Here is a 26,536-nt window from a genome sequence, read left to right on the forward strand (position 1 = left end):
TTTTGTGGGCGATCAAAGCGCCACATCGACCTTGCGCGGGCGACCGCCCTTCTTGCCGTTGGCCCGCGCAGCCTCGGCCTTGGCGGCGCTGCTCTGACGACCATTGCGCGAGGCGATCACCGAGGCTGCCATATTCATAAGAGGTTTACTCGCCGAAATCAAACCGGCGATGGACACCTGCAATTCCTTGTCTTCATGACAAAGTGCGGCTCCGGCGAAACCGACTTTCAGCCCGGCGAAATCCTCGGTCTCAAAACCATCGAACTCTGGATAGTTTTTTACTGGCAACAACACACCGCTGCCATCCTCGAAGCCGACGGCGAGACATGGGTCAAGAAAGATCACCGTCGTTGCATTCAATCCGGCACGACGACGCGCTTCACCACTCTCGATCGCTTCGTCCAGAGCGCCCTCGGTCACGGGGTGATCGACCTGCATTTTTGCGCTTATCGTTTTCATAATTCGATCTCCACGCCTTCTGGTGCTCCCATCAGGCTCAGCAGGGTCTTGTTGCTCTCAGGCTCATAGCGAGCCGAACCAATCATGTAAGTCGTGCTGGCAATCCTCTTCATCACGACCACTTCATTGCCCTGCCAATCCCATAACTGATTGTCGAGGCAGGCCGTCTGCAATTTGTTCCACCAGATGCCACGAGCTCGCCGTAAATGGGCAGGTTGCCTGAGCGCCTGACGCAGTCCCTCCAGCACAGCCAAAGGAGGTCGATGTGAATGAGGGAGGACATCCCAGAGCTCGACCCCGTTGTGCCAGAAGCTGAACCTGAAGCGCGCGCTCCATGTGCCTGCGTCGACGTGACCGTGTGGCGGGCAATGCTCATTACGCAACATGACCACCAGTGAAAACCCTTTGTAGCGGCATACATCCATGCTAACCCATCCGTTAGGTTATAGAGTTCAAAGATTCGCCATTCCTTGAAGAATCCGATAACTGGCACTGATCGCTTGGAACTGTCCACGTTTGAGCCTAGCGTTCCAGGTCGATCGGGCTCCGCCAATCCAGACAAAAAAGAGTAAGCAATCCTTTCATTGCCAACCTGGCGGTGCTGAACCCGGCACTGTATTTATGCGCTCTTGTTTGATAAATATAGACTCAGACACTTCATTTGATTCCCGGTGTAATCAATCATGCAGCGACATTTCGACGATCTTCAATTGGGCAGCATCGAACTGTTTTGCCTGGCCGCAGAGGCCGGCAGCTTTACCGCAGCAGCACTTGTAGCGGGCGTAACCCCTGCCGCCGTCAGCCGCTCGGTGTCGCGCATGGAAGAACGTTTGGGTGTGCGGCTATTTGCGCGTACCACCCGCAGCGTCAAGCTGACTGACAGTGGCCGGCGTTATTTCGAAGAATGTCGCGAGGCTCTCGCACAACTGGTCGAGGCCCAGCGCGAGGTGATGGGGCAGCAGCAAGAACCTTCCGGCACTTTGCGTATCAGCATTCCCACGACCTATGCCCATCATCGAATCCTGCCTTTGCTACCGGCGTTTCGGGCGCGCTTTCCCGCCGTGAAGGTCGAGGCACATATCAGCAATCGCAACATCGATTTCGTCGGCGAAGGCTATGACATGGCAATCCGCGTGCGGGCCATTCCCGACTCCGGGCTGATTGCCCGGCCGTTGGAGGATGCCGCGCTGGTGATGATTGCCAGCCCTGATTACCTGAAGCGCGCCGGCACCCCGCAGACCCTGGATGACTTGGCGCAGCACGAATGCATTCAGTACGAACTGCCCAGCAGCGGCCGGCGGATTGCCTGGCTGTTCAACGACAACGGTGTGCCGCTGGAAATTCTCGCAGAGGGCAATTACTGCTGTTCCGATGACGTATTGGGTGGCGTGACGCTGGCGAAAAGCGGCGCGGGAATCTTTCAAACCTATCGCTTCATCGTCGAAAACGAACTGGCGGACGGTTCGCTGGTGGAGGTGCTCAAGCCTTATGGCGGACGCTCCCGCCCTTTCACTCTGCTGTACCCGCAAAGCCGCCATGTGCCGTTGCGGTTAAGAGCGTTTATCGATTTTCTGGTTGAGCATCTGCCGCGCTGAAAATATCGCACCTGTAGGCGCTGCCGAAGGCTGCAATCTTTTTGTATCTGTCCGATCACCGCACAAATAATCCACGCCTGGCACCCTCTTCAATTGACCTTATTAACCAGTTAGTACAATTTCTCTCCACAGGCTGAAACCCTCGGCCAATGCCAAAAATAATATGTGGAGAGTCCTCGATGTCCCCTATCGTTCTGGTGCTCAACGGCCCGAACCTGAACCTGCTGGGCACCCGTGAACCGGCGACTTACGGCCATGAAACCCTGGCGGACATTTCAGCGCTGTGCGGTCGCGCTGCCGAAGAATTCGACCTGACAGTAGAATTTCGCCAGACCAACCATGAAGGCGAACTGCTCGACTGGATTCACGCCGCCCGTGGCCGTTGCGCCGGGATCGTCATCAACCCGGCCGCGTGGACTCACACCTCGGTCGCCATTCGCGATGCCTTGGTCGCCAGCGAACTGCCGGTGATCGAAGTACACCTGTCCAACGTCCATGCCCGCGAACCCTTCCGGCATCACTCCTTTGTTTCGTCCATCGCCATCGCGGTCATGTGCGGTTTCGGCAGCCACGGCTATCGTTTGGCGCTGGAGCATTTCAGCCAACGTTTGGAAGGTTTAGCGTCATGACACAAAACACCGTGGTATTGGCCGGGCTGATCGGTGCCGGCATCCAGGCTTCCCGCACCCCCGCGCTGCACGAGCATGAAGGCGATGCGCAGGGTTTGCGTTACCTGTATCGGTTGATCGATCTGGATCAATTGAAACTCGACAGCAGCGCCCTGCCCGACCTGCTGATGGCCGCCGAGCGGATGAATTTCACCGGGCTGAACATCACCTTCCCGTGCAAGCAGACGATCATCCCGTTGCTTGACGAATTGTCGCCGGAGGCACGCGGTATTGGCGCAGTGAATACGGTGGTGCTGAAGGACGGTAAACGCATCGGCCACAATACCGATTGCCTGGGTTTTGCCCAAGGGTTTCGCCGTGGCTTGCAGGGCGTTGCCCTTGAACGCGTCGTACAAATGGGTGCCGGTGGCGCAGGCGCGGCAGTGGCCCACGCGCTATTGAGCGAATGCGTACAGCTGCTGAGCATTTTCGATCTGGATCAACGTCGCGCTCAGTCGCTGGCGAACAATCTCAATCAGCATTTTGGTTTCGGTCGCGCCGTGGCCGGGGATGATTTGCCAGGCACGTTGGGCCAGGCTGACGGGCTGGTAAATACCACGCCAATGGGCATGAAAAAGCTGCCGGGCATGCCAGTGCCGGTGGAGTTGCTTCGCGCGCAGTTGTGGGTCGCGGAGATCGTTTACTTCCCGCTGGAAACCGAACTGCTGCGCAACGCTCGTGCGTTGGGTTGCCGAACCCTGGATGGCGGCAACATGGCGGTGTTTCAGGCGGTGAAGGCGTTTGAACTGTTCAGCGGCGTGGTGCCGGATGCCCAGCGGATGCTGGCGCATTTTCAGAGCATGAATGGTTGAAAAACCTTCGCGATCCGACTTGCCCGCGAAGACGTCAGGCCTGCAAATACCGCAACACCGACTCGCAAATCATCTCCCGATGACGCTGCTTGATGCTTTCGTCCGGCAAGTCGATCTGAAAGATCTCGCCGAAGGTATGACGGTTCGACACGCGATAAAAGCAAAACGAGCTGATCAACAGATGCACATCCAATGGATCGAGGTCGCTGCGGAATACACCCTCTGCCGCCCCGCGCCGCAAGATCTCGCCCAGTGAATCGAGGATGGTGTTGTTCATCGCCTTGATCGCATCGGAGCGCTTCACATACTCGGCGTTGTGAATGTTCTCGATGCTGACGATACGCACAAAATCGACATTGCGATCATGGTGATCGAAGGTGAATTCCACCAACCGCCGAATCGCTTCCACCGGCGCCAGTTCGGCCAGGTGCAAACGGTTTTCGGTGCTGCGGATATCTCCGTAGAGTTTCTCCAGCACCTCGACGTAGAGCTGTTCCTTACTGCCGAAGTAGTAATAGATCATGCGTTTTGAGGTGTGAATGCGCTCGGCGATCGCATCGACACGCGCACCGGAAAGCCCCTGCTGGACGAACTCGACAATGGCCTCTTGAAGGATGTTCTCGCGGGTCTTTTCCGGGTTGTTCTTGCGACTCTTGCGAGGCTCGGCAATTGGCTTTTCGGGCGCTACGGAGAGTTCTGAAATTATTGTCATTGCGGGCTCACGGCCATCACTGCACACGCTGGTGATTATGGGCTGCCGCGCACAGTGAAGGAAGTCGCGAGGCAGCGGTTTTGTACCCGTGTTTACGATTTTCCTACAACTTTGCCTGACGTACGCCACCAGTTCGCGATTTAGCCATGGCGGCCAGTCGCACTGCCACGTTGGCCGCGCCATAACCCGCGTAGCCATTTTTGCGCTGGATGATTTCAAAGAAGAACCGTCCTTCAAACGGCTCGGTGTACACATGAAACAGCTCGCCGCCCTGAGCATCGCGGTCGTAGAGCACGTTGAAATAGGCCAGTTCGCTGAGGAACTCATCGTCGAAATCGAACCGCGCGGCGAGGTCATCGTAGTAGTTGAGCGGGATATCCAGCAGCGGTACGCCCGCTTCCTTGGCGCGGCTGACTTCGGCAAAGATGTCGTCGCAATCGAAAGCGATGTGATGCACGCCGGAACCGCGATAGCTCGACAGTGCGTGTGAGATGGCGGTGTTGCGGTTCTCGGAAATGTTCAGCGGCAGGCGAATCGAACTGCATCGGCTGCGCAATGCGCGGCTCTTCACCAAACCATACGGGTCGGGCAGAACCACTTCATCGTCGGCTTCGAAATCCAGCAGGCTTTTATAGAACAGCACCCAACTGTCGAGGCTGTCGGCCGGAAGTGCCATCGCCATGTGGTCGATGCGCTTGAGACCACCGCTGGCCACGGCCGTCGGTTGCAGATTGAAGTCGGTGCCGTAGACGTCGGCGTCCTTGTCCACCAGGTAAATCAGGCTGCCGTCCGGCGCACGCACTGCTGCCAGTTCAAGCTCATTGGGGCCTACGAGTCCTCGATACGGCTGGCCTTTATAAGCCACGGCACGGGCCAGCGCACTGGCGCTGTCCTTGACCCTCACGGCGGTCGCGCACAGCGATGGGCCGTGGGCCTCGAAAAAACTGTGGGCGAAGGAATAAGGCTCAGAGTTGAGGATCAGGTTGATATCGCCCTGACGCAACAGGCTGACACTCTTGGAACGGTGTTGTCCGGCCTTGACGAAACCCAGCCGCTCCAGCCAATGGGACAGCTTGGCACCGAGACTTTCGTCCACCGCGAATTCGAGAAACTCGATGCCGTTGTATTCGCTGGCGCTGGGGGTGTCGAACAGAATGTCGCGATTGGCTGCGGGCGTAGCTTCCTGTTCCAGACGTTGGCGGGTTTTCTCTTCCAGATACAGCAACGAACGCAAGCCGTCGGCGGCGTTGGCCCGTGGCGGTGCGGCGCGAAAGCCGTCATTGAAGATCTCCAGCGACAACGGCCCGGTGTAGCCACTCTTGATGATCGGCGCGAGGAATCCCGGCAGATCGAATTCGCCCTGGCCCGGGAAGCAGCGGAAGTGTCGACTCCACTCCAGCACATCCATGGCCAGGATCGGCGCATCGGCCATTTGCACGAAGAAAATCTTGTCGCCGGGAATATCGGCGATGGCGCTCGGGTCGCCCTTGAGCGACAGCGTATGAAAACTGTCCAGCAATACGCCGAGGCTTGGATGATCGGCCTGGCGAACGATGTTCCACACCTGTTGATACGTGTTCACATGCCGGCCCCAGGCCAGCGCTTCATAGCCGATCCGCAGGCCACGAATGCTGGCCCGCTCTGCGAGCTGGTGCAAATCATCAATCAGAATCTGCTCATCACCGATCGAGTCGGCCGAGGCGTTACTGCACACCAGCACCAGGTCGGTGCCCAGTTCCTGCATCAAATCGAACTTGCGCTCGGCCCGCTCCAGATTGCGTGGCAGACGATCGCGGCGGCAACCTTCGAAATCCCGAAAGGGTTGAAACAGCGTAATCGCGATCCCGAGATCGGCGCACATCTGTCTGATTTCCCGCGGGCTGCCGTCGTAGTAGAGAAGATCGTTTTCGAAAATCTCCACCCCGTCAAAACCGGCGGCGGCGATGGCTTCGAGTTTTTCCGGCAGGGTGCCGCTCAAGGAAACGGTGGCAATGGAACGCTGCATGTGTCGACTCCCGGTGGTGGGGACATTCTTGTTGGGCAAATTATTGGCTTGACGAATCCACACAGCAATTCAAAGTGTACTACCCGGTTAGTTTTGCGGGCGATTATCGAACACAATGGCGGTTGGCGAATTGACGATTTTTCGTCCACTGCGCAACATCGACACCACATTGAGTCTGGTCACGACCCCATGGACTCGGTTACCAAAGACCCTGAACACCACATAAAAATTTCAAAAAACGGGTACACGCTCATGCACTCATTCAACGCCTTGTTTGCTTGCTCCACCGCCCTCCCGCCGTGCCTGGCGTCCATCCGAACCTTGTGCCCTCTCGGCCGAACCGTGCCGCTCGCTGAATAACGCGTTGTCGTCAGTCCGGCGAAAACACCTCAGCCGATCAATCACACCCGCGCCTGGCGCCGGCGATTGATCACGCGCCCTTGAAGTCCCGACAAGCCTCGCTTGTCAGTCATTGAACGGATGGCACCTACATGTTTCCTTCTCAAAGCTCTCGCGTGGCTCCGGCCATGGGCGTCGCCACCGGTGGTATCGGCGACAAAATCCGCGGCGCCATGGCGGTCGGCAAAACCCGTTGGGGGATGCTGGCGCTGGTGTTTTTCGCTACCACCCTGAACTACATCGACCGCGCCGCCCTGGGCGTCATGCAGCCGATCCTGGCCAAGGAAATGAGCTGGACGGCGATGGACTACGCCAACATCAACTTCTGGTTTCAGGTCGGCTACGCCATCGGCTTTGTGCTGCAGGGCCGGTTGATCGACCGGGTCGGCGTTAAACGCGTGTTCTTCTGCGCGGTGCTGCTCTGGAGCCTGGCCACCGGCGCTCATGGCCTGGCCACTTCGGCAGTGGGCTTCATGGTCTGCCGGTTCATTCTCGGTTTGACCGAAGCGGCGAATTACCCAGCCTGTGTGAAAACCACCCGGTTGTGGTTCCCCGCTGGCGAGCGCGCCGTGGCCACCGGCATCTTCAACGCAGGGACCAACGTCGGCGCGATGTTCACGCCGATGCTGTTGCCGCTGATCCTCCACGCCTGGGGCTGGCAAGCCGCGTTCCTGTGCATGGCGGCACTGGGCGGCATCTGGTTGTTGTTCTGGGGTCTGAAGTACTTCAACCCGGAAGATCACCCAAGCGTTAAACAATCGGAACTGGACTACATCCAGAAGGAAGTCGAGCCGGAACAGTCCCGCGTACCGTTCTCACGAATCCTGCGCATGCGTGGCACCTGGGCCTTCGCCCTCGCCTACTCGATCACCGCGCCGGTGTTCTGGTTTTACCTGTACTGGCTGCCGCCGTTCCTCAATCAGCAATACAACCTGGGGATCAACGTGACCCAGATGGGTATCCCGCTGATCATCATCTACCTCACGGCTGACTTCGGCAGTGTCGGTGGCGGGATCCTGTCCTCGTTCCTGATCGGCCGCGGAGTCAATCCGATCAAGGCACGACTGATGTCCATGTTCCTGTTCGCCTGCTGCATCATCGGCGTGGTCATGGCCGCCGGCTCGAGCAGCCTGTGGCTCGCAGTGTTTGCCATCTCCTTGGCCATCGGTGCTCACCAAGCCTGGACCGCGAACATCTGGAGCCTGGTGATGGACTACACGCCCAAGCACATGATGAGTACGGTGTTCGGTTTCGGCGGGATGTGCGCGGCAATCGGCGGGATGTTCATGACCCAGTTGGTCGGCCACATTCTGACGGTCACCAACAACAACTACACCGTGCTGTTCACCATGATCCCCGCGATGTACTTCATCGCGCTGATCTGGATGTACTTCATGGCGCCGCGCAAGATTCCTACCGTCACCGAGTAAAATCCCTTCCTCAGGCAGGCCTGATTCCAGGCCTGCCTCCCTCCTCTTGTCGACGCCGTTGTTGCCACGCCGCTGCCAACCCGCTGCAACAAATCACCGCGATCCCGAGCACCGTGGTCAGGGTCGGTGTGTGTGAAAACAGCAACCAGCCCAGCAAACCGGCAAAGACAATCTGGCAATAGCCGAACGGCGCCAACAACGCGGGCGCGGCGTGACGGAAGGCCTGGGTCAGAAACAGATGCGCCGTCATCCCGCACGCCCCCAGCGCCACCATCAAAACCCCATGACCGAGGCTTGGAACTTGCCAGAAGAACGGAACCAGCGCGCTCATCACCAACGTATTGCAGAGCCCGGCGAAAAAATTACTGGTGGTCGGGCTGTCGATTTCGCTGAGTTTGCGGGTGAGCAATTGATAGAAACAGAAAAACAGCGCCGAGCAGAATGGCAGCAACACCGCAGGCGTGAACAGTTCACCGCCGGGATGGACGATGATCAACACCCCGATAAATCCACACATCACCGCCAGCCATTGGCCGCGCGTCACCTGTTCACCGAGCAGTGGCACCGACAGCGCCGTCACCAATACCGGTGCGAGAAAGTTGACCGCCGTGGCTTCGGCCAACGGGATAAACAGCAACCCCGTGGTGAACAGCAAACTGGTCCCCAACAGGCACAATGCCCGCAACAGTTGCAGCAATGGCCGTTTGGTCCGTAGGACACGCAACCCGGACTGCGGCAGAAAAATCCCCGCCATCAGTAACGTGTGAACCACATAGCGGGCCCAAACCACCATGATCACCGGATAGAACCCCGAGAGGTATTTCGACAAAGCGTCGTGACTGGAAAACAGGAAGGTGGCAACGACGATCAGCAAAATCCCCTTGAAGGGCTGATTGACACCGGAAAGCGGAGTGCTGAGGGTCATGGGGTATCCCTTGGGTTCTTGAGATCAAAAGCTTCGCGGGCAAGCCTTAATGCCGCCGGTAAGTTAAGAAATTTGAGCGATGAAAATCCTGTGGGAGCGTGGCTTGCCCGCGAAAAATGCACCGCGGTTTTTCAGGTACTACGCGTCATCGTTCTTCGCGGGCAAGCCACGCGCCCACAGGTTCTGCGTCTTAACTGACTTGCATTAGGGCAAGCCTCGCCCCTACAGGATTATTGTTGGGGCTTAACTCCAACAATTTAGAACCTGGTTCCAGATTCTCACAGGAGTTACGGTAAATAGTGTTCGATCAGCGCACAGATTCGCTTGGTTCCCACGCTATTTTTCTGTGCCGGTGAATTAAACGAACAACTCCGACGCCAGACTCGCCGCCGACAACTCCTCTGCAAACTTCAGCAACAGCGGCGCCAGTTCATGCAACCGCGCACCCGGCATCCGCGCACTCGGCCCGGCAATGCTGAGTACGCCGATCACCCGGCCATCACCCGGATGCCGCACCACCGCTGCAATTGCCGACGTGCCTACCGCCGAACTTTCCTCGACCCAGGCATAGCCCTGCTCCCTGGCCAGACGCAGGCGTTCGAGCAATTCGATGTTGGAGCGCGGTGCATTCGGCCCGAGGTCCTTGGGCCGGTCAATGCCCTGGCGTTCCACCAGCGACAACGCCTCGGCATCGCTCATGCACGCCAGCCACGCATGCCCCGACGCTGTGTAAAACAACGGTGCATCGCGGCCCATGTCCGGGTCGTAACGCAAGCCGGATCGGGCGCCCTGGGACTTGGCGATCCAGATCTGCCGCTCTCCTTCGATCACTCCAAGGCGCACCAGCTCGCCGGTTTCCTGGGCCAGGCGATCAAGCACCGGTTGAACGATATCCGCGCCGCTACTCGACAGGTAGCGGAAACCCAGGGCCACCAACTTGGTCGACAAGTGGTAGCGCAGGTTCTCTGGATTCTGCCGCACGTAGCCCAGCCGAATCAGCTCGGCGAGCAAGCGATGGGTCGCGCTTTTGGGAATATCCAGTTGCTCTGCCAGCGTCTGCATCGGCAAGCCACGAGGGTCACTGGTGAGGCTTTCCAATACGCTGAAAACACGTTCGATCTGACTGCCGGCCATGGGAAGTTCCACATGAAATTTGCCCGATTCTAGAAGACAACTCGCTGAATGCGAAATCTGGAACCCATGTCCGATAACCGCCCCCTTTACACGCCAAAAGCATGCGGTTTCACGACCCCTTACACATTTCATCCACGCCTCTTTGCCTGCGCGGTTATTCATAGACGCGGCGATACACGCCCAATCAATCTATGAGAGACCGCAAACATGTTATGGAACAGAGCAAGACGCAGCGACAACGTAAATGACACTCGGGAGGGCAAGGATGCCCGCAAAACCACAGCGAAAAGAATTGGCGCCACGGTGGCCGTCGCTACCCTCCTGACAGGCGCAGGACTTTATTCAACGGAGAGTACGACGCCGGATGACGTTCCCACCCTGTCAGATACACCGCCTCATCAATCCGCTGCCAGGGTTGCTGAAGACCCTCAGCTGATGTTCATTCAGTCCGTACTGGGCGATACCGAAGACACCTGGAAACAACTTTTTGCACAAACCGGCCGCCATTACCCGGAACCCACACTGACCCTGTTCAGTGACCGAGTGACCTCGGCGTGTGGCTTCGCAAACTCAGCCAGCGGCCCGTTCTATTGCCCGGCCAATCGCCAGGTGTATCTGGACCTGGAATTCTTTCGCGTCATGGCCCAGCAGTTTTCGTTGATCGGCGATTTCGCACAGTCCTACATCATCGCTCACGAAATCGGACATCACGTGCAACTGGAAATGGGACTCTCCGATCCTTTCGAGAAAGCCTTGACCGACAATCAGCCCGTCATTGGAGATGGAGGCCTGGAGGTTAGAGTCGAGCTGCAAGCCGACTGTCTGGCCGGAGTCTGGGCACACCATGCACAGAAACGCCATGACTGGCTGGAACCGGGCGATGTCGACACGGCCCTGCATGCCGCAGCCGTGTTCGGTGACGATTACCTGCAACGATCCCGTAACGCTGCGATACAGCCAGAAACATTCAGCCACGGCACTTCCATGCAGCGTGCGAACTGGTTCAAATCCGGTTTCGTCGCCGGTCGCATCGACGCCTGCGATACCTTTGCTGCAGTGGACCTGTAATTGCCTCGCGCCGACGAAACAGCCAAGGTGACCGAACCCTCGTCGCTCAGGGCTGTCTGACGACCGGACTGGCGCCGCGCTCACTCACCAGCAACACTCATCACCATGTTCAACGAGGATTCCCCCATGCTTTGGAAAAAAGGCCGACGCAGCGACAACGTGGTTGATGCTCGTGGCGATGATGTCGGTGGGGGCGGCGGTGGGATGCGCTTCGGTGGAGGCAAGGGCCTGAGCCTGACGGCGATCCTGTTGATCGTCGGAATCGGCTGGATCACCGGCCAGGACCCAATGCAGATCCTCGGCCAACTGACCGGGCAGATGAGCGAACAGTCAGCTCCGGCCCCCACCCAAACCCGCAAGGCGCCACCGGCCAATGATGAAGGGGCCGAATTCGTGCGCTCGATCCTTGGCGATACCGAAGACACTTGGCGCCAGATTTTCCAGCAGGCCGATCGGCAATATAAAGACCCGACCCTGGTGCTGTTCAGCAACCGCGTCAACTCGGCCTGCGGCCTGGCGACTTCGGCAACCGGTCCCTTCTATTGCCCCGCTGACCAGAAGGTCTACCTCGACATGAGTTTTTTCCAAGAGATGTCCCAACGTTTTTCCGCCGCGGGCGACTTCGCCCAGGCCTACGTCATCGCTCACGAAATCGGGCACCACGTGCAGACCTTGCTCGGTGTTTCAGCGAAGATTCAGACCGCTCGCCAACAGGGCCGGCAGATGGAAGGCGACAATGGTTTGCTGGTGCGCCAGGAACTACAGGCCGATTGCCTGGCCGGTGTCTGGGCCAACAATGCGCAAAAACGTCTGAACTGGCTGGAACCCGGTGACATCGAAGAAGCCTTGAACGCCGCCAACGCCATTGGCGATGACCGCTTGCAACAGCAAGGTCAGGGCCGCGTGGTACCGGATTCCTTTACCCACGGCACTTCGGCCCAGCGAGTACGCTGGTTCAAGGCCGGGTTCGCACAAGGCCAGGTTGGCCAGTGCGACACCTTTGCCGCGAAGAATCTGTGATGCGTAAGTGGCTGCTGACTCTGTTAATCACCTGCGCAAGCACCCAGGCTGCCGAGCAGGGCGTCAAGGCGATCAGTTCCGGACGCTTGCTGCTGAGCGCCGGGGAAATCGCGGTGAGCATTGGCCCAACGCCAGCGAAAATCGAACGCGTACTGATCATCGTCCATGGTCGATTACGCAATGCGGAAACCTACCGCCAAAGCGCCGAACACGCAGCCGAGCAGGCCGGGCAAAGCGCGAACACGTTGGTACTCGCCCCGCAGTTTCTCAACGAAACCGACATTGCGAGCCAACCGGTGTCTGACAGCGTTTTACGCTGGCAAGGCAATGACTGGATGGCCGGCGGCTTATCCACCGCGCCGTTTACGCTGAGTTCCTATGCGGCGCTCGACGAAATCATCGCGCGACTGGGCGATCGGCGACAGTTTCCGGACGTGAAGCAAATCATCATCGCCGGTCACTCCGGCGGCGCTCAAGTGGTTCAGCGTTATGCCTTGCTGGGTCACCCTCAGCCAGCCCTCGACACGGAGGGCGTGAAAGTGCGCTATGTGATCGCCAACCCTTCGTCGTACGCCTACTTCAATGAGCAACGGCCGGTGGCGTTCAGTCACGCGAAGTGTCCGAATTTCAATCGCTGGAAGTACGGACTGGCGGATCTGCCCGCTTATGCCAATGGGCAAACACCTGCGCAACTTGAAGAAAACTACGTCAACCGTGATGTCGTTTATTTGCTCGGGCAGCAGGACACCGACCCGAATCATCCGGCGCTGGATAAAGGTTGTGAAGCCAAAGCCCAGGGTGCTTCTCGATTGATTCGTGGGCGCAACTATTTCAATTATCTGAAGCGACGCCATTCTCAAGGGTTGAGTCAGCAGCTGATCGAAGTACCCGGGGTCGGGCATGATGGTGATGGGATGTTTACGTCGCCTGAGGGACAGAAGGTGTTGTTTGGTCAGTGAGTTTTGTGGTGCCTGATCTGACGCTATCGCGGGCAAGCCCGCTCCCACAGGGTTATGCACCATCCTTGTGGGAGCGGGCTTGCCCGCGATAGCAGTTAATCAGACGACCAATCCCTCAAGCTAAAAGCATTTGCCGCAACGCCACGCAGTCGGCTGCATGCCAATCAGTCAATTCCGGCCACGGATTATCCGGCAAATTCACCAATACCGTCCGCGTCCCCGCCGCCCGACCGCAATCCAGATCGAAGCGGTAATCACCGACCATCACCATTTCGCTCGCCGGCACTTTCCAGGCTTCGGCCAGTTTCAGCAACCCTCCAGGATGCGGCTTGGGCGGTGCTTCATCGCGGCCCAGCACATCCTCTACCGCAAAGCAGTCGGCCAGGCCGATGGCCTCCAGCGTGACATGCGCCAGCTCGCGAGCATTGCGCGTGAGAATGCCCAGACGATAACCGCGCCCGGCCAACTCACGCACCAGTTCCACCGCGCCCGGCGCCGGCTTCGAACCCAACGCCAGATCCCGCTCGTGCTCCAGCAGCCACGCGTGTTTGGCCGCGGCTTCATCGGCCGGCAGCGCAGCGAGGTGGGTGAGGATGTCGTCTTCGGCGGGAATCGCCAAAGCCACGCGAATCGCCGCGAAGTCATGCACGGCCACCGTCAGGGTGCCGTCCATGTCGAACACCCAGTGCCGTACCTCGGCCAGGCTCATGCCCAATCCTTGCGATGGCGAATCAGGCCTTCCTGAGTGACCGAGGCCACCAGTTGCCCAGCACGGTTGAACACGCTGCCACGGGAGAATCCGCGCGAATTGCCAGCCCATGGGCTGTCCATCGCATACAGCAACCAGTCATCGGCGCGCAGGTCGGCGTGGAACCACAACGCGTGATCAAGGCTGGCGACCTGCATGTCTTTCTGCCAGACCGATTTGCCGTGGGGCAGCATCGAGGTGGTCAGCAGACCGAAGTCCGACGCGTAGGCCAGCAGGTATTTGTGCAGCGCCGGGGTATCGGCCAAGGCACCATCGGCACGGAACCAGACATATTTGACTGGGTCGGCAGGCTGCGGGTTGTAGGGATCTTTTTCAGTCACCGGCCGGAATTCGATCGGTTTCGGGCACAGCAGTTTTTCGCGCATGTGCTCAGGGATCAGATGCGCGCGCTGCTGGGTGAGTTCCAGCTCAGACGGCAGGTTTTCCGGGCCGACCACTTGGGGCATTTCGCTCTGGTGCTGGAAGCCTTCTTCGTCGTACTGGAACGAGGCACTGCAAGTGAAAATCGGATTGCCCTTCTGGATCGCCGTCACCCGGCGCGTGCTGAAGCTGCCGCCATCGCGCACCCGATCGACCTGATACACCACCGGCAATTTGGCATCGCCCGGGCGCAGGAAATAACCGTGCATCGAATGCACATGGCGCGCCGGCTCGACGGTCTGACTGGCCGCCGACAGGGACTGGCCGAGTACCTGGCCGCCGAACAGCTGACGAAAACCCAGGTCCTGGCTGCGGCCACGGAACAGGTTTTCTTCAATCGGTTCCAGGGTCAGCAGGTCTACCAGATCTTCCAACACTTGGCTCATTCAGACTCTCCTCACACAACGCAATGCCGCGCAGTCTTGGCTGCGGCGGTCGATTCAGTTTATGGCCCGGTTCAACATGAGGGCCATTGTAAACGTCCGCGCCTGCTTATCCATGCAAGGTTTGCAGCCATTGCTCACGGGTGATGCGGTACAACACGTGCCGACGCAACGGGTGGTCGGCGTCGAGTCGTGGGTGGTCGAAGTCATCGGTGGGGGCATGGTGCATGCCAATGGCCTGCATGACTTTCTCGGATGGTAGATTGGTCTTGGTGGTGAATGCGACGACCTCTTGCAGCGCCAACCGATCAAACCCGCAGCGCAGAGCGGTCCACGCTGCTTCACCGGCATAACCCAACCCCCAGTGCTCGCGCGCCAGGCGCCAGCCGATTTCGATGGCCGGCGTGAATGGCGCATCAAAGCCGACCACGCCGAGCCCGGTAAACCCGATGAACGCCCCGGTGTCCTTGCGCTCCAGTGCCCAGAGGCCGAAACCATGTTCGGCAAAATGCCCGCGAATCCGCCCGATCAACGCGGCACTTTCCAGTCGACTCAAGGGTGCCGGAAAATAACGCATTACTTGTGGATCGGCGCACATCGCCGCAAACGCCGGCAAATCCTCATCACGCCACTGCCGTAACAACAGCCGTGCGCTTTCGAGTTCCAGTATTGGCTCCATTGTGCCCCGCCCCTCCGTTTTCATGCCGCCAAGTCTACATCGCTGGTAGGATCCTTCACTCATTCCTACAGGCCTTTCTGTATAAATCAGCCATGCCCCTGCCATTGATCTACCACGAAGACTACAGTCCCGAGTTCCCGGCGGATCACCGCTTCCCCATGGACAAGTTTCGCCTGCTGCGCGATCACCTGGTGGACAGTGGCCTTGCCCGCGACACCGACTTGCTACGCCCGGACCTCTGCCCGCCAGAGATTCTCGCCCTCGCCCATGACCCTGCGTATATCGAACGCTACATGGGCGGCGAGTTGTCCCGCGAAGATCAGCGACGCCTTGGCCTACCCTGGAGCGAAGCGCTGGCCCGGCGCACGGTGCGAGCGGTCGGCGGTTCGCTGCTGGCGGCCGAACAGGCACTGGAGCATGGTTTGGCCTGTCACTTGGCCGGTGGCACTCATCACGCGCATTACGATCATCCCGCCGGATTCTGCATCTTCAATGACCTGGCGGTGATCAGCCATTACCTGCTGGAAAGTGGCCGAGTGAATCGGGTGCTGATCTTCGACTGCGATGTGCATCAGGGTGACGGGACTGCACGGATTCTGCACAACACCCCGGAGGCAGTGACCGTTTCCCTGCACTGCGAAAAGAATTTTCCTGCACGCAAAGCCGAAAGTGATTGGGATATTCCGTTGCCGATGGGCATGGGCGATGCCGATTACCTGAAGGTAGTGGACGATGCGCTCAACTATTTGCTGCCGCTCTACCAACCGGATCTGGTGCTGTACGACGCCGGTGTCGATGTGCATAAGGATGACGCCCTGGGTTATCTGAAGCTGACAGACGAAGGCGTCGCCGCTCGCGATGAAAGCGTGATGCGCCATTGCCTGGGCCGGGATATTCCAGTGGTCGGCGTGATCGGCGGCGGCTACAGCAAGGACCGCAAGGCTTTGGCGCGCCGTCATGGCATCCTCCATCACAGCGCCCAACGGGTCTGGCAGTCATCAGGTTGTCATTGATCTATGGGTCTTTACCCACAATGCCTGTGGAACCGCCTGTGGATAACCTGAGTGAAAGGGCCTACAGGCCATGCGGGGTATAGGCTACAGAGCGGTGGTTGTTTTTTAACCAGTTCTTGAACACACCAATGATCCCTGTGGGAGACGGCTTGCCCGCGATGAGGCCGGTACATTCAACATCATTGTTGCCTGACAGTCCGCTATCGCGGGCAAGTCGGATCGCCGCACCGCCGCTCCCACAGTTATTGTGTACTGCTAGAATGCGCGGCTACTCCGCCATACCGCAGCTCTCGCCATGACCCAGCCCTCCACTTCCCTCCCCCCTCACGTCGCCATCATCGGCGGCGGCCCTGCCGGTTTGATGGCGGCTGAAGTGCTGAGCCAGGCCGGGATCAAAGTCGACCTGTACGACGGCATGCCTTCAGTGGGGCGAAAATTCCTCCTCGCCGGGGTCGGCGGCATGAACATCACCCATTCCGAGGCCTACCCGGCGTTTCTCTCACGCTATGCCGAACGAGCACCACAGATTGCACCGCTGTTACGGTCCTTCGGTGCCGACGCCTTATGCCAATGGATTCATGACCTCGGTATCGAAACCTTTGTCGGCAGCTCCGGCCGGGTGTTTCCTACCGACATGAAAGCCGCGCCCCTGTTGCGCGCCTGGCTCAAACGCCTGCGCGATGCCGGCGTAGTTATCCACACCCGCCATCGCTGGCTCGGTTGGGATGGCAACGGTGACTTGCGCATCGACAGTCCCGAAGGTGAAAAGACCATTCAACCCGACGCCACCCTGTTGGCCCTCGGCGGCGGCAGTTGGTCGCGCCTCGGTTCGGACGGTGCCTGGATGCTGCCGCTGGAACAACGCGGTGTAGGACTGGCGCCGCTGCAACCGAGCAATTGTGGCTTCGAGGTGAAGGCCTGGAGCGAACTGATGGTCAGCAAATTCGCAGGCGCCCCGCTGAAAAACATCGCCATTGGCCTCAATGACGATGTGCCGCGACTCGGAGAATGTGTGATCACTGCCACGGGAATTGAAGGCAGTTTGATCTACGCCCTGTCGGCACCGATCCGCGAAGCGATCAATCAACACGGCTCGGCAACCCTTCACCTCGACCTGTTGCCGGGCAAGCCTGTGGATAAAATCCAGTCTGCGCTGAGTAAACCGCGCGGCTCTCGCTCCATGGCCAAGCACCTGCACAGTCAGCTTGGGCTTGATGGCGTGAAGGCGGCGTTGCTGCGGGAACTGACACCGTCCGAATGTTTTACCGATCCGGCATTGCTGGCCAAGGCGATCAAGGCATTGCCGCTGACGCTGGTGAAAACCCGGCCATTGGACGAGGCCATCAGCAGCGCGGGGGGCGTGATGTTCGAGTCGATGGATGAACGTTTGATGCTCAAGCAACTGCCCGGCGTGTTCTGCGCGGGTGAAATGCTCGATTGGGAAGCGCCGACCGGCGGCTATCTGCTGACCGCGTGTTTCGCCAGTGGGCGAGCGGCTGGGTTGGGGATGGTGGAGTGGTTGCAGCGCAAGGATTGAAGACCGAGGCGCGTCCATCGCGAGCAGGCTCGCTCCCACAGGGGAATTGTGAACGATACACATCACTGTGGGAGCGGGCTTGCCCGCGATGGCGGCCTAACAGGCGCCGCAGCAGATCAAGGCTTACGCTTACGCGGCCCGGTATTAAACACCGGCACTTTACGCACAGGCTTGATCGAAGGCTCCGGCGCCGACGCATCACCGCTCTCGACCCATTTACCCAGGTTGCGCTTGCCGCCACTGGAGGTCTTGGGCTTCTTCGGTTTTTTCGGCTTCTTGACAACCTGACCGCTGGCATCAGTATCCGGCACGCGGTGTTCAGGCTCGAAATCCTGCTCCATCTGGCGAGTCAACGTCTGACGGGTCAACATCTCAATGGCTGACAGCTGATTCACCTCATCGGCGCACACCAGCGAAATAGCCTGCCCGGTTGCGCCCGCACGACCAGTACGACCGATACGGTGGATGTAGTCCTCCGCCACGATCGGCAGGTCGAAGTTGACCACCAATGGCAAATCTTCGATATCCAGACCACGCGCTGCCACGTCGGTGGCTACAAGGATCTGCACTTCACTGGCCTTGAAACGATCCAGTGCCCGCTGACGGGTCGCCTGAGGTTTGTCGCCGTGGATGCCGTCGGCATTGATGCCCAGGCCTTGGAGTTTTTCCACCAGCGCGTCTACGCCGTTACGGGTCTTGGCAAACACCAGCACCTGCTTCCACTTGCCTTTGCGCATCAAGTGAACGAACAGCTCCGACTTGCGCTTCTTGTCCACCGTCACCACCCATTGCTTGACGGTGTTGGCAGCGACGTTGCGCGGGCTGACCTCAATGCTCAGCGGGTCGTTGAGCATTTGCCCGGCCAGGGTGCGGATGGCGTCGGAGAAGGTCGCGGAGAACAACAGCGTCTGACGTTTCTTCGGCAGCGCTTTATAGATATTCCCCAGCTCTTCGGAAAAACCCAGATCGAGCATGCGATCGGCTTCGTCCAGCACCAGCGTTTGCAACTGGTTGAACTTGAGCGCGTTCTGACGGAACAGGTCGAGCAAGCGGCCCGGAGTCGCCACCAACAGGTCGACGCCTTTGCGCAGCTTCATCATTTGCGGGTTGATGCTGACGCCGCCGTACACCGCGTACGTGCTCAACGGCAGGTTCTCGGCGTACTGACGCACACTTTCGTGAACCTGTTCAGCCAGTTCGCGGGTCGGCACCAGGATCAGTGCGCGCACGGAGTTGGCGCTGACTTTCGGCCCTTCCATGGCCAGCAACTGCAGCAGCGGCAAGGCGAAACCGGCGGTCTTGCCGGTGCCGGTCTGGGCTGCGGCCATCAGGTCACGACCAGCCAGCACCGCCGGAATCGCTTGTGTCTGCACCGGCGTAGGGGTCTGGTAGCCGAGCGTCTCGAGAGCGCGCAGCAAGGGTTCGATCAGGCCAAGGGTGGCGAAAGTCATGGGAGTACCGTAGGAAAATTCAGCGCGGTTGTGCAAAACGAGTGTGCAATGGCGCGCAGTTTACCCTAATTCGCTCGGGATTCTGTCGGCACAACTACCGCAGGCCGATCGGCACCTCGGCGCCACTGCGGCAACCCGATCAACACCACCGCACTGATGATCACTGTCATGGCCAGTGCTTCTTCAATACCAATGGTCTCGCCAACAAATACGATGCCCAGCAACACCGCCACCGCCGGGTTGACGTAGGCATAACTGGTGGCCGCCGCCGGACGCACGTGTTTCAACAGGTACATGTAGGCGTTGAAGGCGATGATCGAGCCGAAGACGGTCAGGTACGCCAGCGCCGCCCAGCCTTCGATCGGTGGCATGGCCTCAAGTTGCTCACCGCTCACCGCGCTGCCGATCAACAACACCACGCCGCCCACCAGCATTTCCACCGCACTGGCCATCGCGCCCTGAGGCAACGGCAAGTGTTTGCTCCACACCGAACCGAAAGCCCAGGATGCTGCCGCGAATATCAGCAATGCCGCACCCAACGGGCTCGATTGCAGATTGAAACCGAGGTTGAGCATGGCGATACCGATCAGCCCGAGCACAATCCCGGCCCATTCGAGACGGGTATTACGCGCGCCCCAGAAATATCCGCAGAGCAAGGTAAACAGTGGCACCGTCGCCACCGCCAACGCGGCAACGCCGGAGGCGACACCGGTGTGTTCAGCCACGCTCACTGCACCGTTACCGCACGTCAGCAGCAAAATCCCGATGATCCCCGCAGCTTTCCATTGCGCCCACGTCGGTGCCGGTGCCCCGCGCCAGCGCAGGAACGCGTACATCAACGTCCCGGCGATCACGAAGCGAATACCGGCGAGCAACAACGGCGGCCAGTACTGCACGCCAATTCGAATCACCAGGTAGGTCGATCCCCAAATCACGTACAGCGCGAAAAAAGCAGCGATCAGCGGTAAGGAAAAACGGCGTATGCCAGGCATGGGCAGCTCGAGAACAAGACAAGGAGAGCAGCTATTCTAGAAAGGCCAACGGCAGAAAATAAGTTACAAAACCTGTTTATCGCACCGGTACACTTTTCAAAACACGGAGTTCAGCGCTATAAACCGTGCTTTCGAAAGTCAGTCTTTTTCCAGGAATGCCATGATGGACAAATACGACCGCATGCTCCTCAGCGCCCTGTTGGAAAACGGTCGTGCGTCCTACGCCGAGCTGGCGCGCAAGGTAAACCTGTCCGCTCCAGCGGTGGCCGAGCGCGTGGCCAAACTTGAGGCCTGCGGGGTGATCACCGGCTACCAGGCGAAAGTCGACATGGCGAAACTTGGCCTGCCGATACAGTGCGTCATCGAACTGCGCTTGAACCAGCACGGCAACCAGAAAGCTTACGACGAACTGATCAAAATCCCACAGCTCACCGAATGCCATCGCGTCACCGGCGACCCGTGCGTGATCATGCAAGCGGCGGTGGGCTCGATGCCGGAGCTGGAGGAGTTGATCAACCGGATTGCCACCTTCGGGTTCAGCAAGACCTCGATCGTGCTATCCAGCGCCATCGAGAAGCGCGTGCCGTTGGGGCAGTTGGAAGGGAATGGCAAATCGTGATGTTGTACGGCTCCTGTGGGAGCGGGCTTGCCCGCGATAGCGGACTGTCAGTCAACAAAGATGTTGAATGTTGATGGCCTCATCGCGGGCAAGCCCGCTCCCACAGGATTTGTAGTGGGTCTTAAAACCCACGATGCCGCTTCAAATGCTCATTGATCTTCGCCGCCGGCACTTTCTGCAAACTGACGAGCAGATCATGGGACAACTCCCGCAGCCCATGCTTGCGCCGCAATTCTTCAGCCAAGTGCGCCGTCAGGTTGGCGGCCATTTCGGCATCGGCCATGGCCCGGTGAGCCTTGCCGATAACCCGCCCCACAGAAATTACACCATCCCTGTGGGAGCGGGCTTGCCCGCGAAGCGAATTGTCAGACGCCGCTGTAACTTGCAGACAACAAACCCGGCATATCCCGCAGGCGCACCCAAGGTTCTTTGCGCCAATGCAGCAGCCGCAGCGTTCCACCGGCCCACTCCATCGCCCGCATATGCGGTGCTTGAGTCGAAACGGCTCCCGCCTCCTCGCGCAACATCGGCACCACATGGTGGGTCAACCAACGTCGCAAATGGCGGTTTTCCGGGCAGTAGTGGTAGACCAGCATCGCGTACACGCCTGACTCGCTGAGCATCAAGGTCTCTTGCGCGTCATCGCTTCCGGACAAACTCATCACCCGCCGCTGATCCGCATCAAGCTTGAGCGCTTGTCTGCCGTTTATATCTACTCCCATCAACCGGCCGATATCGCGGGCACAGAACCATGGCTCTGCATGCAGCAAAAGTGCTCGTAGCTGGATGTGATGACGGATGAATGTTCTGGGGATGAAGTGAGCTGCGCTCGCAACTGATTGCGCGGGGTCTTCAGAGGGATTGGGGGTAACTTTGATCATGGCGAATAATCCATCGAAAAGTTGGAGATACCAGCATCACTTGCAGGTGATGGGTGGCAGCTGTGTACGAGTCTGCAAGACCGAGTCGATAGATAACCCCGGCAGACCCGAAGGTCACCCCGTACACAGCCACCATAAATCGATGGTCGCCAAGTAAAGCGACGCGATTATAGGTGCGACTGTAGTTATCTACCAAACCTCGACGAGCTTGCAGGCCCGGTCGCTGAATTGGCAGCGACGTCCCAGAGGTTATCGATGCTGCAGGTACGGGGCAAGACGGACAAATTCCTAATATTTGGTAGGAGTAATCATCGAATTTGAGGCGTGGTTAAACACAAGAACAACGTCAGACACCGACCCTGTGGGAGCGAGCCTGCTCGCGAAGCTATTTACCATTCAACATTGATGTCGACTGACACTCCGCCTTCGCGAGCAGGCTCACTTCCACAGGGGTTCACCGGTGTTTCAGTCAGAACCCACGATGCCGCTTCAAATGCTCATTGATCTTCGCCGCCGGCACTTTCTGCAAACTGACGAGCAGATCATGGGACAACTCCCGCAGCCCATGCTTGCGCCGCAATTCTTCAGCCAAGTGCGCCGTCAGGTTGGCGGCCATTTCGGCATCGGCCATGGCCCGGTGAGCCTTGCCGGTATTGGGCAGGCTGGCGAACGTGGTGAGGGTGCCGAGTTTGTGGTCCGGCGCGGCGGGCATCAGGCGGCGGGCGAGTAACAGTGAGCAGGCAAAGTTCTGCAAGCGTGTGCGTTTGATTCGTCCGAGCTCGTAGTCCCAGAACTTCTGGTCGAACGCAGCGTTGTGCGCCAGCAGCGGTGTGATGCCGACGAACTCGTTGACCTCGTTCATCACCTGCTCGGCCGAGGGCGCGGTGCGCAGCATGGCGTTGCTGATGCCGGTGAGTTGTTCGATAAAGGCCGGCACCCGCACGCCAGCGTTCATCAGGCTTTGATAACGCTCGACGATGCGCCCCTGTTCAAGAATCACCACGGCAATTTCCGTGGCCCGGCAGCTGCTGCTCGGGGAGAGCCCGGTGGTTTCAAAGTCGATGACTGCTATGCGTTCCAAACCTGTTTCAACTCCGTAAAAATCAATTCTTGAGCAGCAACGCGCCTTCGATCGGCACATAACGGCTGGCGGCGCGGATCAGCGAATTGGCGGTGAGACCGGGCACACCATAGGCCACCGCTTGCACGCCGTGCTTGCTGATGATGCGTTCCAGCAGCATGTCGAAATCACCATCGCCGGAGGCCAGCACCACTTCGTCGACATGGTCGGCGGCGTCCATGATGTCGAGGGTGATGCCCACGTCCCAGTCGCCTTTGGCCGAACCGTCGCTGCGCTGGATGTAGGGCTTGAGCTTCACGATGAAACCGAGATTGCGCAGGATCTGCTGAAACTGCTGTTGCTTGCTGTCGCCACGATCGATCGCATAGGCATAGGCCTCGACGATCTGCCCTTCTTTACTGATGTCAGCCCACAGCGCGGCGTAGTTGAAGTGGCAACCATAAGCCTGACGCACGGTGTAATAGAGGTTCTGGACATCGGCGAACACTGCGATTTTTTTCACCGTACATCCTCATTAACGTGCCGAAGCGCGGGCAGGATCAGGCACCAGGCCCGAAAAGTTGCCCAGTATGCCAGCCCGATGGATTGTTCCGCGAATAATCGGCCATATGGTGAGGGAGCTTGCTCCCGCTGGGGTGCGCAGCGGCCCGCTTGCTTTAAAACCCAAGGGGCCCGCTATGCAGTCCAGCGGGAGCAAGCTCCCTCGCCACAGATGTATCAGACGAAGGAATCGTCGTCGCCACCGAAGAACGATGAGCTGTCATCGCTATAGTCGGCGTCGGCGAATCCGCCTTGATCGCTGGAATTGTCAGCCACACGCTGATCGCCGCCCCAGCCATTGCCGCTGTCGCTCTGATCGTTGACCTGAGCCGGTTCTTCCTTGATGACTTCAACCACTTCCGGCTGCTGATTGTGCTGGAACAGGCTGCTGATGCCTTGCGCCAGCATCACGCCACCGGCCACACCCGCTGCAGTTTTCAACGCACCGCCGAGGAAACCACTGCCGACCGGTTGTTGCGGGGTGTAGTTCTGCTGAGGCGGCGCTCCGAAGTTCTGCTGAGCAGCCGGCGCACCGAAATTTTGCTGTGGCGGCTGCGAGTTGAACGACGGCCGCCCCGGTTCACGCCAGCCGCCATTCGACGGAGCTGCGCTTTGAGTCGGCGCAGGCTGCGGATCACGGGAGCTACCACCGAAGATGCTCGACAAAAAGCCACCGCCGCTCGGCGCCGGAGCCGCCGTCTGAGCCTTGGCCGATTGCAGTTCAGCCTGCAATTGCTGGACTTGTTGGGTGAGTTGCTTGTTCTGTTCGTCGAGGCTCTTGATGGCTGCCTCTTGCACCAGAATCGCCTGGGTCATGAAATAGCCCGCCGCTGGCTGGCGAGTCAGGTGTTCCTTGATCCGCGCTTCGGCCTGGGCGTCGCGCGGGGCTGAATCCGTTTCGGCCTGTTGCAGCCGGGAATACAGTCCATCGATCAGGGTTTGTTCTTCGCTGTTCATGGCGACCTCGTAGATTGCCGGGAATATCGTTGCCCTCATCCACGGTGGATAAGGTGCTCACCAGTAATGGGGCTGATACAGGATGTTTCAATAACCTTTACCGAACGTTTACGTTTGCGCCCCAAAGGGTTTCATCGGTTAAAGTGAGGCACTGCTTTCAACCTGCGATACCGACTGATGAATCCGTTCGATGTACTGCGTGACTCTCTGTATTTCTTCAAGCGCAACCTGCGCCAGATCGTGCAGCTATGCCTGCCGCTGGTGATTTTCGAGGCGCTGCTGCAACAAGTAGTCGACCATTCCACCGAGCCGGACAGTTTCCCCGGCATCAGTGTATTGGTCGGCCTGCTGGTGTATCCGCTGTACACCGCCGCACTGATCCTGTTTCTCGATGCCCGCAGCCGTGGCGAATCGCCGCGCACCCGCGACTTGCTGGCGACCTCCGCGACCCTGTGGCCGCGCTTCGCCCTGCTGACCGCCCTCAATACACTGCTGATTCTGATCGGCCTGTCACTGTATTTTCTGCCGGGCATCTGGCTGATGGTGACACTGGCGTTCGGCGAGTACCTGCTGGTGCTGCGCGGCCTGGCACCGCTGGCGGCGATGAAGGAAAGCCTGCGCCTGACCCGTGGGAATTTCCTGCGCATTCTGGTGTGCATTCTGTGCGTGATGGGCCCGCTGTGGGTGCTCAAGGGGGCGACACTGGCGGTTTACCCCGAACCGCAGAACCCGGTGATATCTCTGCTGATCGACAGCGCTCACAGCTTTCTGCAACTGTTCACCAGCGTGGTGGTGTTCCGCTTGTTCATGCTGATCGCCGATGCGCCCGAGAAAGCTGACGGAGCGCTCTGAGCGCTCTGAGCGCTCTACCCTTGGGCTTGGGCGCTGCTCTCGGTTATGCTCGGGGTCAATTTTGTAACGCTATAAGCCGAGCCATGACCCGACTACTGCGCTACACCCTGCTGTGCGTGCTGATTGCCATTGGCCTGATTGCATTGCTGATCTACAGCCTGACCTGGCGCCCCCAGGCCAAGGAAGTGCTGCCAGTCAGTTGCAACGCCCAGGCGCCGACGCTGGTGCCCGGCCAGGCGCTGAAGGTGATGACCTGGAACGTCCAGTACCTGGCAGGCAAGCGCTACGTGTTCTGGAACGATCTGGCCGCAGGGAATGACGAGAGCCCTACACCTGAAGACATGGCCTTCAGCCTCGACGAAGTGGCGCGAGTGATTCGCGACGAGCAACCAGACATCGTGCTGTTGCAGGAACTTGATGACGGCGCCAAAGCCAGTGACTACCAGAACCAGTTCAAACTGCTTCAGGATCGAGTCACCGACCTGTATCCGTGCAGCGCGCAGGCCTTCGACTGGAAAGCCGACTTCGTGCCTGAACCGCACATCTACGGCAGCGTTGGCCGGCAATTGGCAACCCTGAGCCGCTATCAGATCGAACACGCCGAACGCCTGCAATTACCCGTCGCACCGACCAATTTCATCAGCCGTCAGTTCAAGCCGAAAAACGCCTTGCTGGTCACTCACCTGCCATTGAATAACGGCAGCCAAATGGCCGTGTTCAACACCCATCTGGACCGTGCCGCCAGCCCGTTCGACGAAACCTTGCAAAGCCAGGTGACTGCCGTGGCCAAGGTCCTCGACAAGTATGAAAGCCGCGGCACGCCGTGGTTGATCGGTGGTGACTTCAACCTGTTGCCGCTGGGCCAGTATCGACGCCTGCCCGCCGAGCAACGCACGCCCTACTCCGCCGACAGCGCGCTGCATGTGCTGTGGGACAAGTACCCGTTGATCCCCACCAACAACGAAGCCAGCGGGATCGACCGGGCGCAATGGCTGACCCATTACCCGAATGACCCGGGCTTGAACGGCCCGGACCGGACCGTCGATTACCTGTTTTATAGCCCGCACATCAAACGAGTTGAGGCGAGGGTGAGGCAGGACGATACGTTGCGGATTTCCGATCATTTGCCGGTGATTGCACGGTTTCTGTTGCCGGCCGCGCTATAGGTCAACTGTG

27 protein-coding genes and 1 pseudogene are annotated in these 26,536 nt (G+C 59.0%); 12 read left to right on the forward strand and 16 right to left on the reverse strand.

The annotated features are described in order from the left end of the window. Positions 1–12: 12 nt before the first annotated feature. Together AB3226_RS10620 and AB3226_RS10625 are read right to left on the reverse strand one after the other, a co-directional pair. A complete protein-coding gene (locus AB3226_RS10620; RefSeq protein ID WP_367373039.1) occupies positions 13–459 on the reverse strand; it encodes a DUF2442 domain-containing protein in 447 nt (148 codons plus the stop codon). After that, the gene (locus tag AB3226_RS10625) at positions 456–884 is read right to left on the reverse strand and encodes a DUF4160 domain-containing protein (RefSeq protein ID WP_367373040.1); all 429 of its coding nucleotides are present in this window, start codon (positions 882–884) and stop codon (positions 456–458) included. Before AB3226_RS10625 ends, AB3226_RS10620 begins: the two co-directional genes overlap by 4 nt. Before the next feature lie 258 nt (positions 885–1,142). Between AB3226_RS10625 and AB3226_RS10630 the strand changes: the two genes are divergently transcribed. The 3 genes from AB3226_RS10630 to AB3226_RS10640 all read left to right on the forward strand — a co-directional run bounded on the left by AB3226_RS10630 (position 1,143) and on the right by AB3226_RS10640 (position 3,534). Beyond that, positions 1,143–2,054 carry a LysR family transcriptional regulator gene (locus AB3226_RS10630; RefSeq protein ID WP_123721368.1) on the forward strand — a complete coding sequence of 304 codons (912 nt, stop codon included), beginning with the start codon at positions 1,143–1,145 and terminating at the stop codon, positions 2,052–2,054. 179 nt (positions 2,055–2,233) lie between these two features. Further along, positions 2,234–2,683: a type II 3-dehydroquinate dehydratase gene (gene aroQ, locus AB3226_RS10635; protein WP_367373041.1), complete on the forward strand. Its 450-nt coding sequence runs from the start codon at positions 2,234–2,236 to the stop codon at positions 2,681–2,683. Then, positions 2,680–3,534 carry a shikimate dehydrogenase gene (locus AB3226_RS10640; RefSeq protein WP_367373042.1) on the forward strand — a complete coding sequence of 285 codons (855 nt, stop codon included), beginning with the start codon at positions 2,680–2,682 and terminating at the stop codon, positions 3,532–3,534. Before aroQ ends, AB3226_RS10640 begins: the two co-directional genes overlap by 4 nt. A gap of 34 nt (positions 3,535–3,568) precedes the next feature. On the opposite strand, the gene AB3226_RS10645 is transcribed toward AB3226_RS10640, so the two are convergent. Both AB3226_RS10645 and quiC read right to left on the reverse strand, forming a co-directional pair. Then, positions 3,569–4,246: a TetR family transcriptional regulator gene (locus AB3226_RS10645; protein ID WP_367373043.1), complete on the reverse strand. Its 678-nt coding sequence runs from the start codon at positions 4,244–4,246 to the stop codon at positions 3,569–3,571. Positions 4,247–4,349: 103 nt separating this feature from the next. Continuing rightward, the gene (gene quiC, locus AB3226_RS10650; protein ID WP_367373044.1) at positions 4,350–6,251 is read right to left on the reverse strand and encodes a 3-dehydroshikimate dehydratase QuiC; all 1,902 of its coding nucleotides are present in this window, start codon (positions 6,249–6,251) and stop codon (positions 4,350–4,352) included. A 527-nt stretch (positions 6,252–6,778) separates the two neighbouring features. Between quiC and AB3226_RS10655 the strand changes: the two genes are divergently transcribed. Further along, a complete protein-coding gene (locus tag AB3226_RS10655; RefSeq protein ID WP_367375782.1) occupies positions 6,779–8,080 on the forward strand; it encodes an MFS transporter in 1,302 nt (433 codons plus the stop codon). Positions 8,081–8,090: 10 nt separating this feature from the next. Here the strand turns inward: AB3226_RS10655 and AB3226_RS10660 are convergent, their stop codons facing one another. Both AB3226_RS10660 and AB3226_RS10665 read right to left on the reverse strand, forming a co-directional pair. Further along, positions 8,091–9,005: a DMT family transporter gene (locus tag AB3226_RS10660; RefSeq protein WP_367373045.1), complete on the reverse strand. Its 915-nt coding sequence runs from the start codon at positions 9,003–9,005 to the stop codon at positions 8,091–8,093. A 357-nt stretch (positions 9,006–9,362) separates the two neighbouring features. Beyond that, positions 9,363–10,139, reverse strand: a complete 777-nt coding sequence (locus AB3226_RS10665) for an IclR family transcriptional regulator (RefSeq protein WP_367373046.1) — start codon at positions 10,137–10,139, stop codon at positions 9,363–9,365. Positions 10,140–10,346: 207 nt separating this feature from the next. On the opposite strand from AB3226_RS10665, the gene AB3226_RS10670 reads away from it, so the two are divergent. The 3 genes from AB3226_RS10670 (at position 10,347) to AB3226_RS10680 (ending at position 13,186) form a co-directional block, all read left to right on the forward strand. Beyond that, entirely contained in the window at positions 10,347–11,207 is an 861-nt protein-coding gene (locus AB3226_RS10670; RefSeq protein WP_367373047.1) for a neutral zinc metallopeptidase, read from the forward strand. Positions 11,208–11,333: 126 nt separating this feature from the next. Continuing rightward, complete coding sequence (locus AB3226_RS10675; protein WP_367373048.1) at positions 11,334–12,227, forward strand: neutral zinc metallopeptidase; 894 nt, start codon at positions 11,334–11,336, stop codon at positions 12,225–12,227. Then, on the forward strand, positions 12,227–13,186 hold the full coding sequence (locus AB3226_RS10680; RefSeq protein WP_367373049.1) for an alpha/beta fold hydrolase: 960 nt from the start codon (positions 12,227–12,229) through the stop codon (positions 13,184–13,186). The genes AB3226_RS10675 and AB3226_RS10680 overlap by 1 nt, the downstream gene beginning before the upstream one ends. Before the next feature lie 115 nt (positions 13,187–13,301). Here the strand turns inward: AB3226_RS10680 and AB3226_RS10685 are convergent, their stop codons facing one another. From AB3226_RS10685 to AB3226_RS10695, 3 genes are all read right to left on the reverse strand, one after another. Then, positions 13,302–13,895, reverse strand: a complete 594-nt coding sequence (locus AB3226_RS10685; protein WP_367373050.1) for an HAD family hydrolase — start codon at positions 13,893–13,895, stop codon at positions 13,302–13,304. Then, on the reverse strand, positions 13,892–14,761 hold the full coding sequence (tesB, locus tag AB3226_RS10690) for an acyl-CoA thioesterase II (RefSeq protein WP_367373051.1): 870 nt from the start codon (positions 14,759–14,761) through the stop codon (positions 13,892–13,894). Before tesB ends, AB3226_RS10685 begins: the two co-directional genes overlap by 4 nt. A 106-nt stretch (positions 14,762–14,867) precedes the next feature. Then, positions 14,868–15,437, reverse strand: a complete 570-nt coding sequence (locus tag AB3226_RS10695) for a GNAT family N-acetyltransferase (RefSeq protein WP_367373052.1) — start codon at positions 15,435–15,437, stop codon at positions 14,868–14,870. Positions 15,438–15,529: 92 nt separating this feature from the next. Here AB3226_RS10695 and AB3226_RS10700 point away from each other — a divergent pair, with 92 nt between their 5' ends. After that, on the forward strand, positions 15,530–16,450 hold the full coding sequence (locus AB3226_RS10700) for a histone deacetylase (RefSeq protein ID WP_305447001.1): 921 nt from the start codon (positions 15,530–15,532) through the stop codon (positions 16,448–16,450). A 295-nt stretch (positions 16,451–16,745) separates the two neighbouring features. After that, entirely contained in the window at positions 16,746–17,987 is a 1,242-nt protein-coding gene (locus AB3226_RS10705; RefSeq protein ID WP_367373053.1) for a TIGR03862 family flavoprotein, read from the forward strand. A gap of 116 nt (positions 17,988–18,103) precedes the next feature. Here the strand turns inward: AB3226_RS10705 and AB3226_RS10710 are convergent, their stop codons facing one another. Beyond that, positions 18,104–19,438 (reverse strand): DEAD/DEAH box helicase, encoded by a 1,335-nt coding sequence (locus AB3226_RS10710; protein ID WP_038981420.1) that lies wholly within the window; start codon positions 19,436–19,438, stop codon positions 18,104–18,106. A 65-nt stretch (positions 19,439–19,503) separates the two neighbouring features. Further along, positions 19,504–20,430 (reverse strand): drug/metabolite exporter YedA, encoded by a 927-nt coding sequence (yedA, locus tag AB3226_RS10715; protein ID WP_367373054.1) that lies wholly within the window; start codon positions 20,428–20,430, stop codon positions 19,504–19,506. 163 nt (positions 20,431–20,593) lie between these two features. On the opposite strand from yedA, the gene AB3226_RS10720 reads away from it, so the two are divergent. Continuing rightward, positions 20,594–21,049 (forward strand): Lrp/AsnC family transcriptional regulator, encoded by a 456-nt coding sequence (locus AB3226_RS10720; protein ID WP_367373055.1) that lies wholly within the window; start codon positions 20,594–20,596, stop codon positions 21,047–21,049. A 121-nt stretch (positions 21,050–21,170) separates the two neighbouring features. Here the strand turns inward: AB3226_RS10720 and AB3226_RS10725 are convergent. From AB3226_RS10725 to AB3226_RS10745, 5 genes and pseudogenes are all read right to left on the reverse strand, one after another. Further along, positions 21,171–21,350: pseudogene (locus tag AB3226_RS10725) on the reverse strand (3'-5' exonuclease); the annotation flags it as partial. A gap of 64 nt (positions 21,351–21,414) precedes the next feature. Next, positions 21,415–21,930 (reverse strand): Bro-N domain-containing protein, encoded by a 516-nt coding sequence (locus AB3226_RS10730; RefSeq protein WP_367373056.1) that lies wholly within the window; start codon positions 21,928–21,930, stop codon positions 21,415–21,417. 469 nt (positions 21,931–22,399) lie between these two features. Continuing rightward, complete coding sequence (locus AB3226_RS10735; RefSeq protein WP_038981417.1) at positions 22,400–23,011, reverse strand: PolC-type DNA polymerase III; 612 nt, start codon at positions 23,009–23,011, stop codon at positions 22,400–22,402. 22 nt (positions 23,012–23,033) lie between these two features. Continuing rightward, complete coding sequence (locus tag AB3226_RS10740) at positions 23,034–23,513, reverse strand: NYN domain-containing protein (RefSeq protein WP_367373057.1); 480 nt, start codon at positions 23,511–23,513, stop codon at positions 23,034–23,036. A 215-nt stretch (positions 23,514–23,728) separates the two neighbouring features. Beyond that, on the reverse strand, positions 23,729–24,508 hold the full coding sequence (locus AB3226_RS10745) for a DUF2076 domain-containing protein (protein ID WP_367373058.1): 780 nt from the start codon (positions 24,506–24,508) through the stop codon (positions 23,729–23,731). A gap of 177 nt (positions 24,509–24,685) precedes the next feature. Between AB3226_RS10745 and AB3226_RS10750 the strand changes: the two genes are divergently transcribed. Together AB3226_RS10750 and AB3226_RS10755 are read left to right on the forward strand one after the other, a co-directional pair. Further along, positions 24,686–25,360 carry a YciC family protein gene (locus tag AB3226_RS10750; protein WP_367373059.1) on the forward strand — a complete coding sequence of 225 codons (675 nt, stop codon included), beginning with the start codon at positions 24,686–24,688 and terminating at the stop codon, positions 25,358–25,360. Between the two features lie 83 nt (positions 25,361–25,443). Beyond that, positions 25,444–26,526: an endonuclease/exonuclease/phosphatase family protein gene (locus tag AB3226_RS10755; protein WP_367373060.1), complete on the forward strand. Its 1,083-nt coding sequence runs from the start codon at positions 25,444–25,446 to the stop codon at positions 26,524–26,526. Positions 26,527–26,536 lie beyond the last annotated feature (10 nt).

The organism is Pseudomonas lini, assembly GCF_964063345.1.
GTDB lineage: Bacteria > Pseudomonadota > Gammaproteobacteria > Pseudomonadales > Pseudomonadaceae > Aquipseudomonas > Aquipseudomonas lini_B.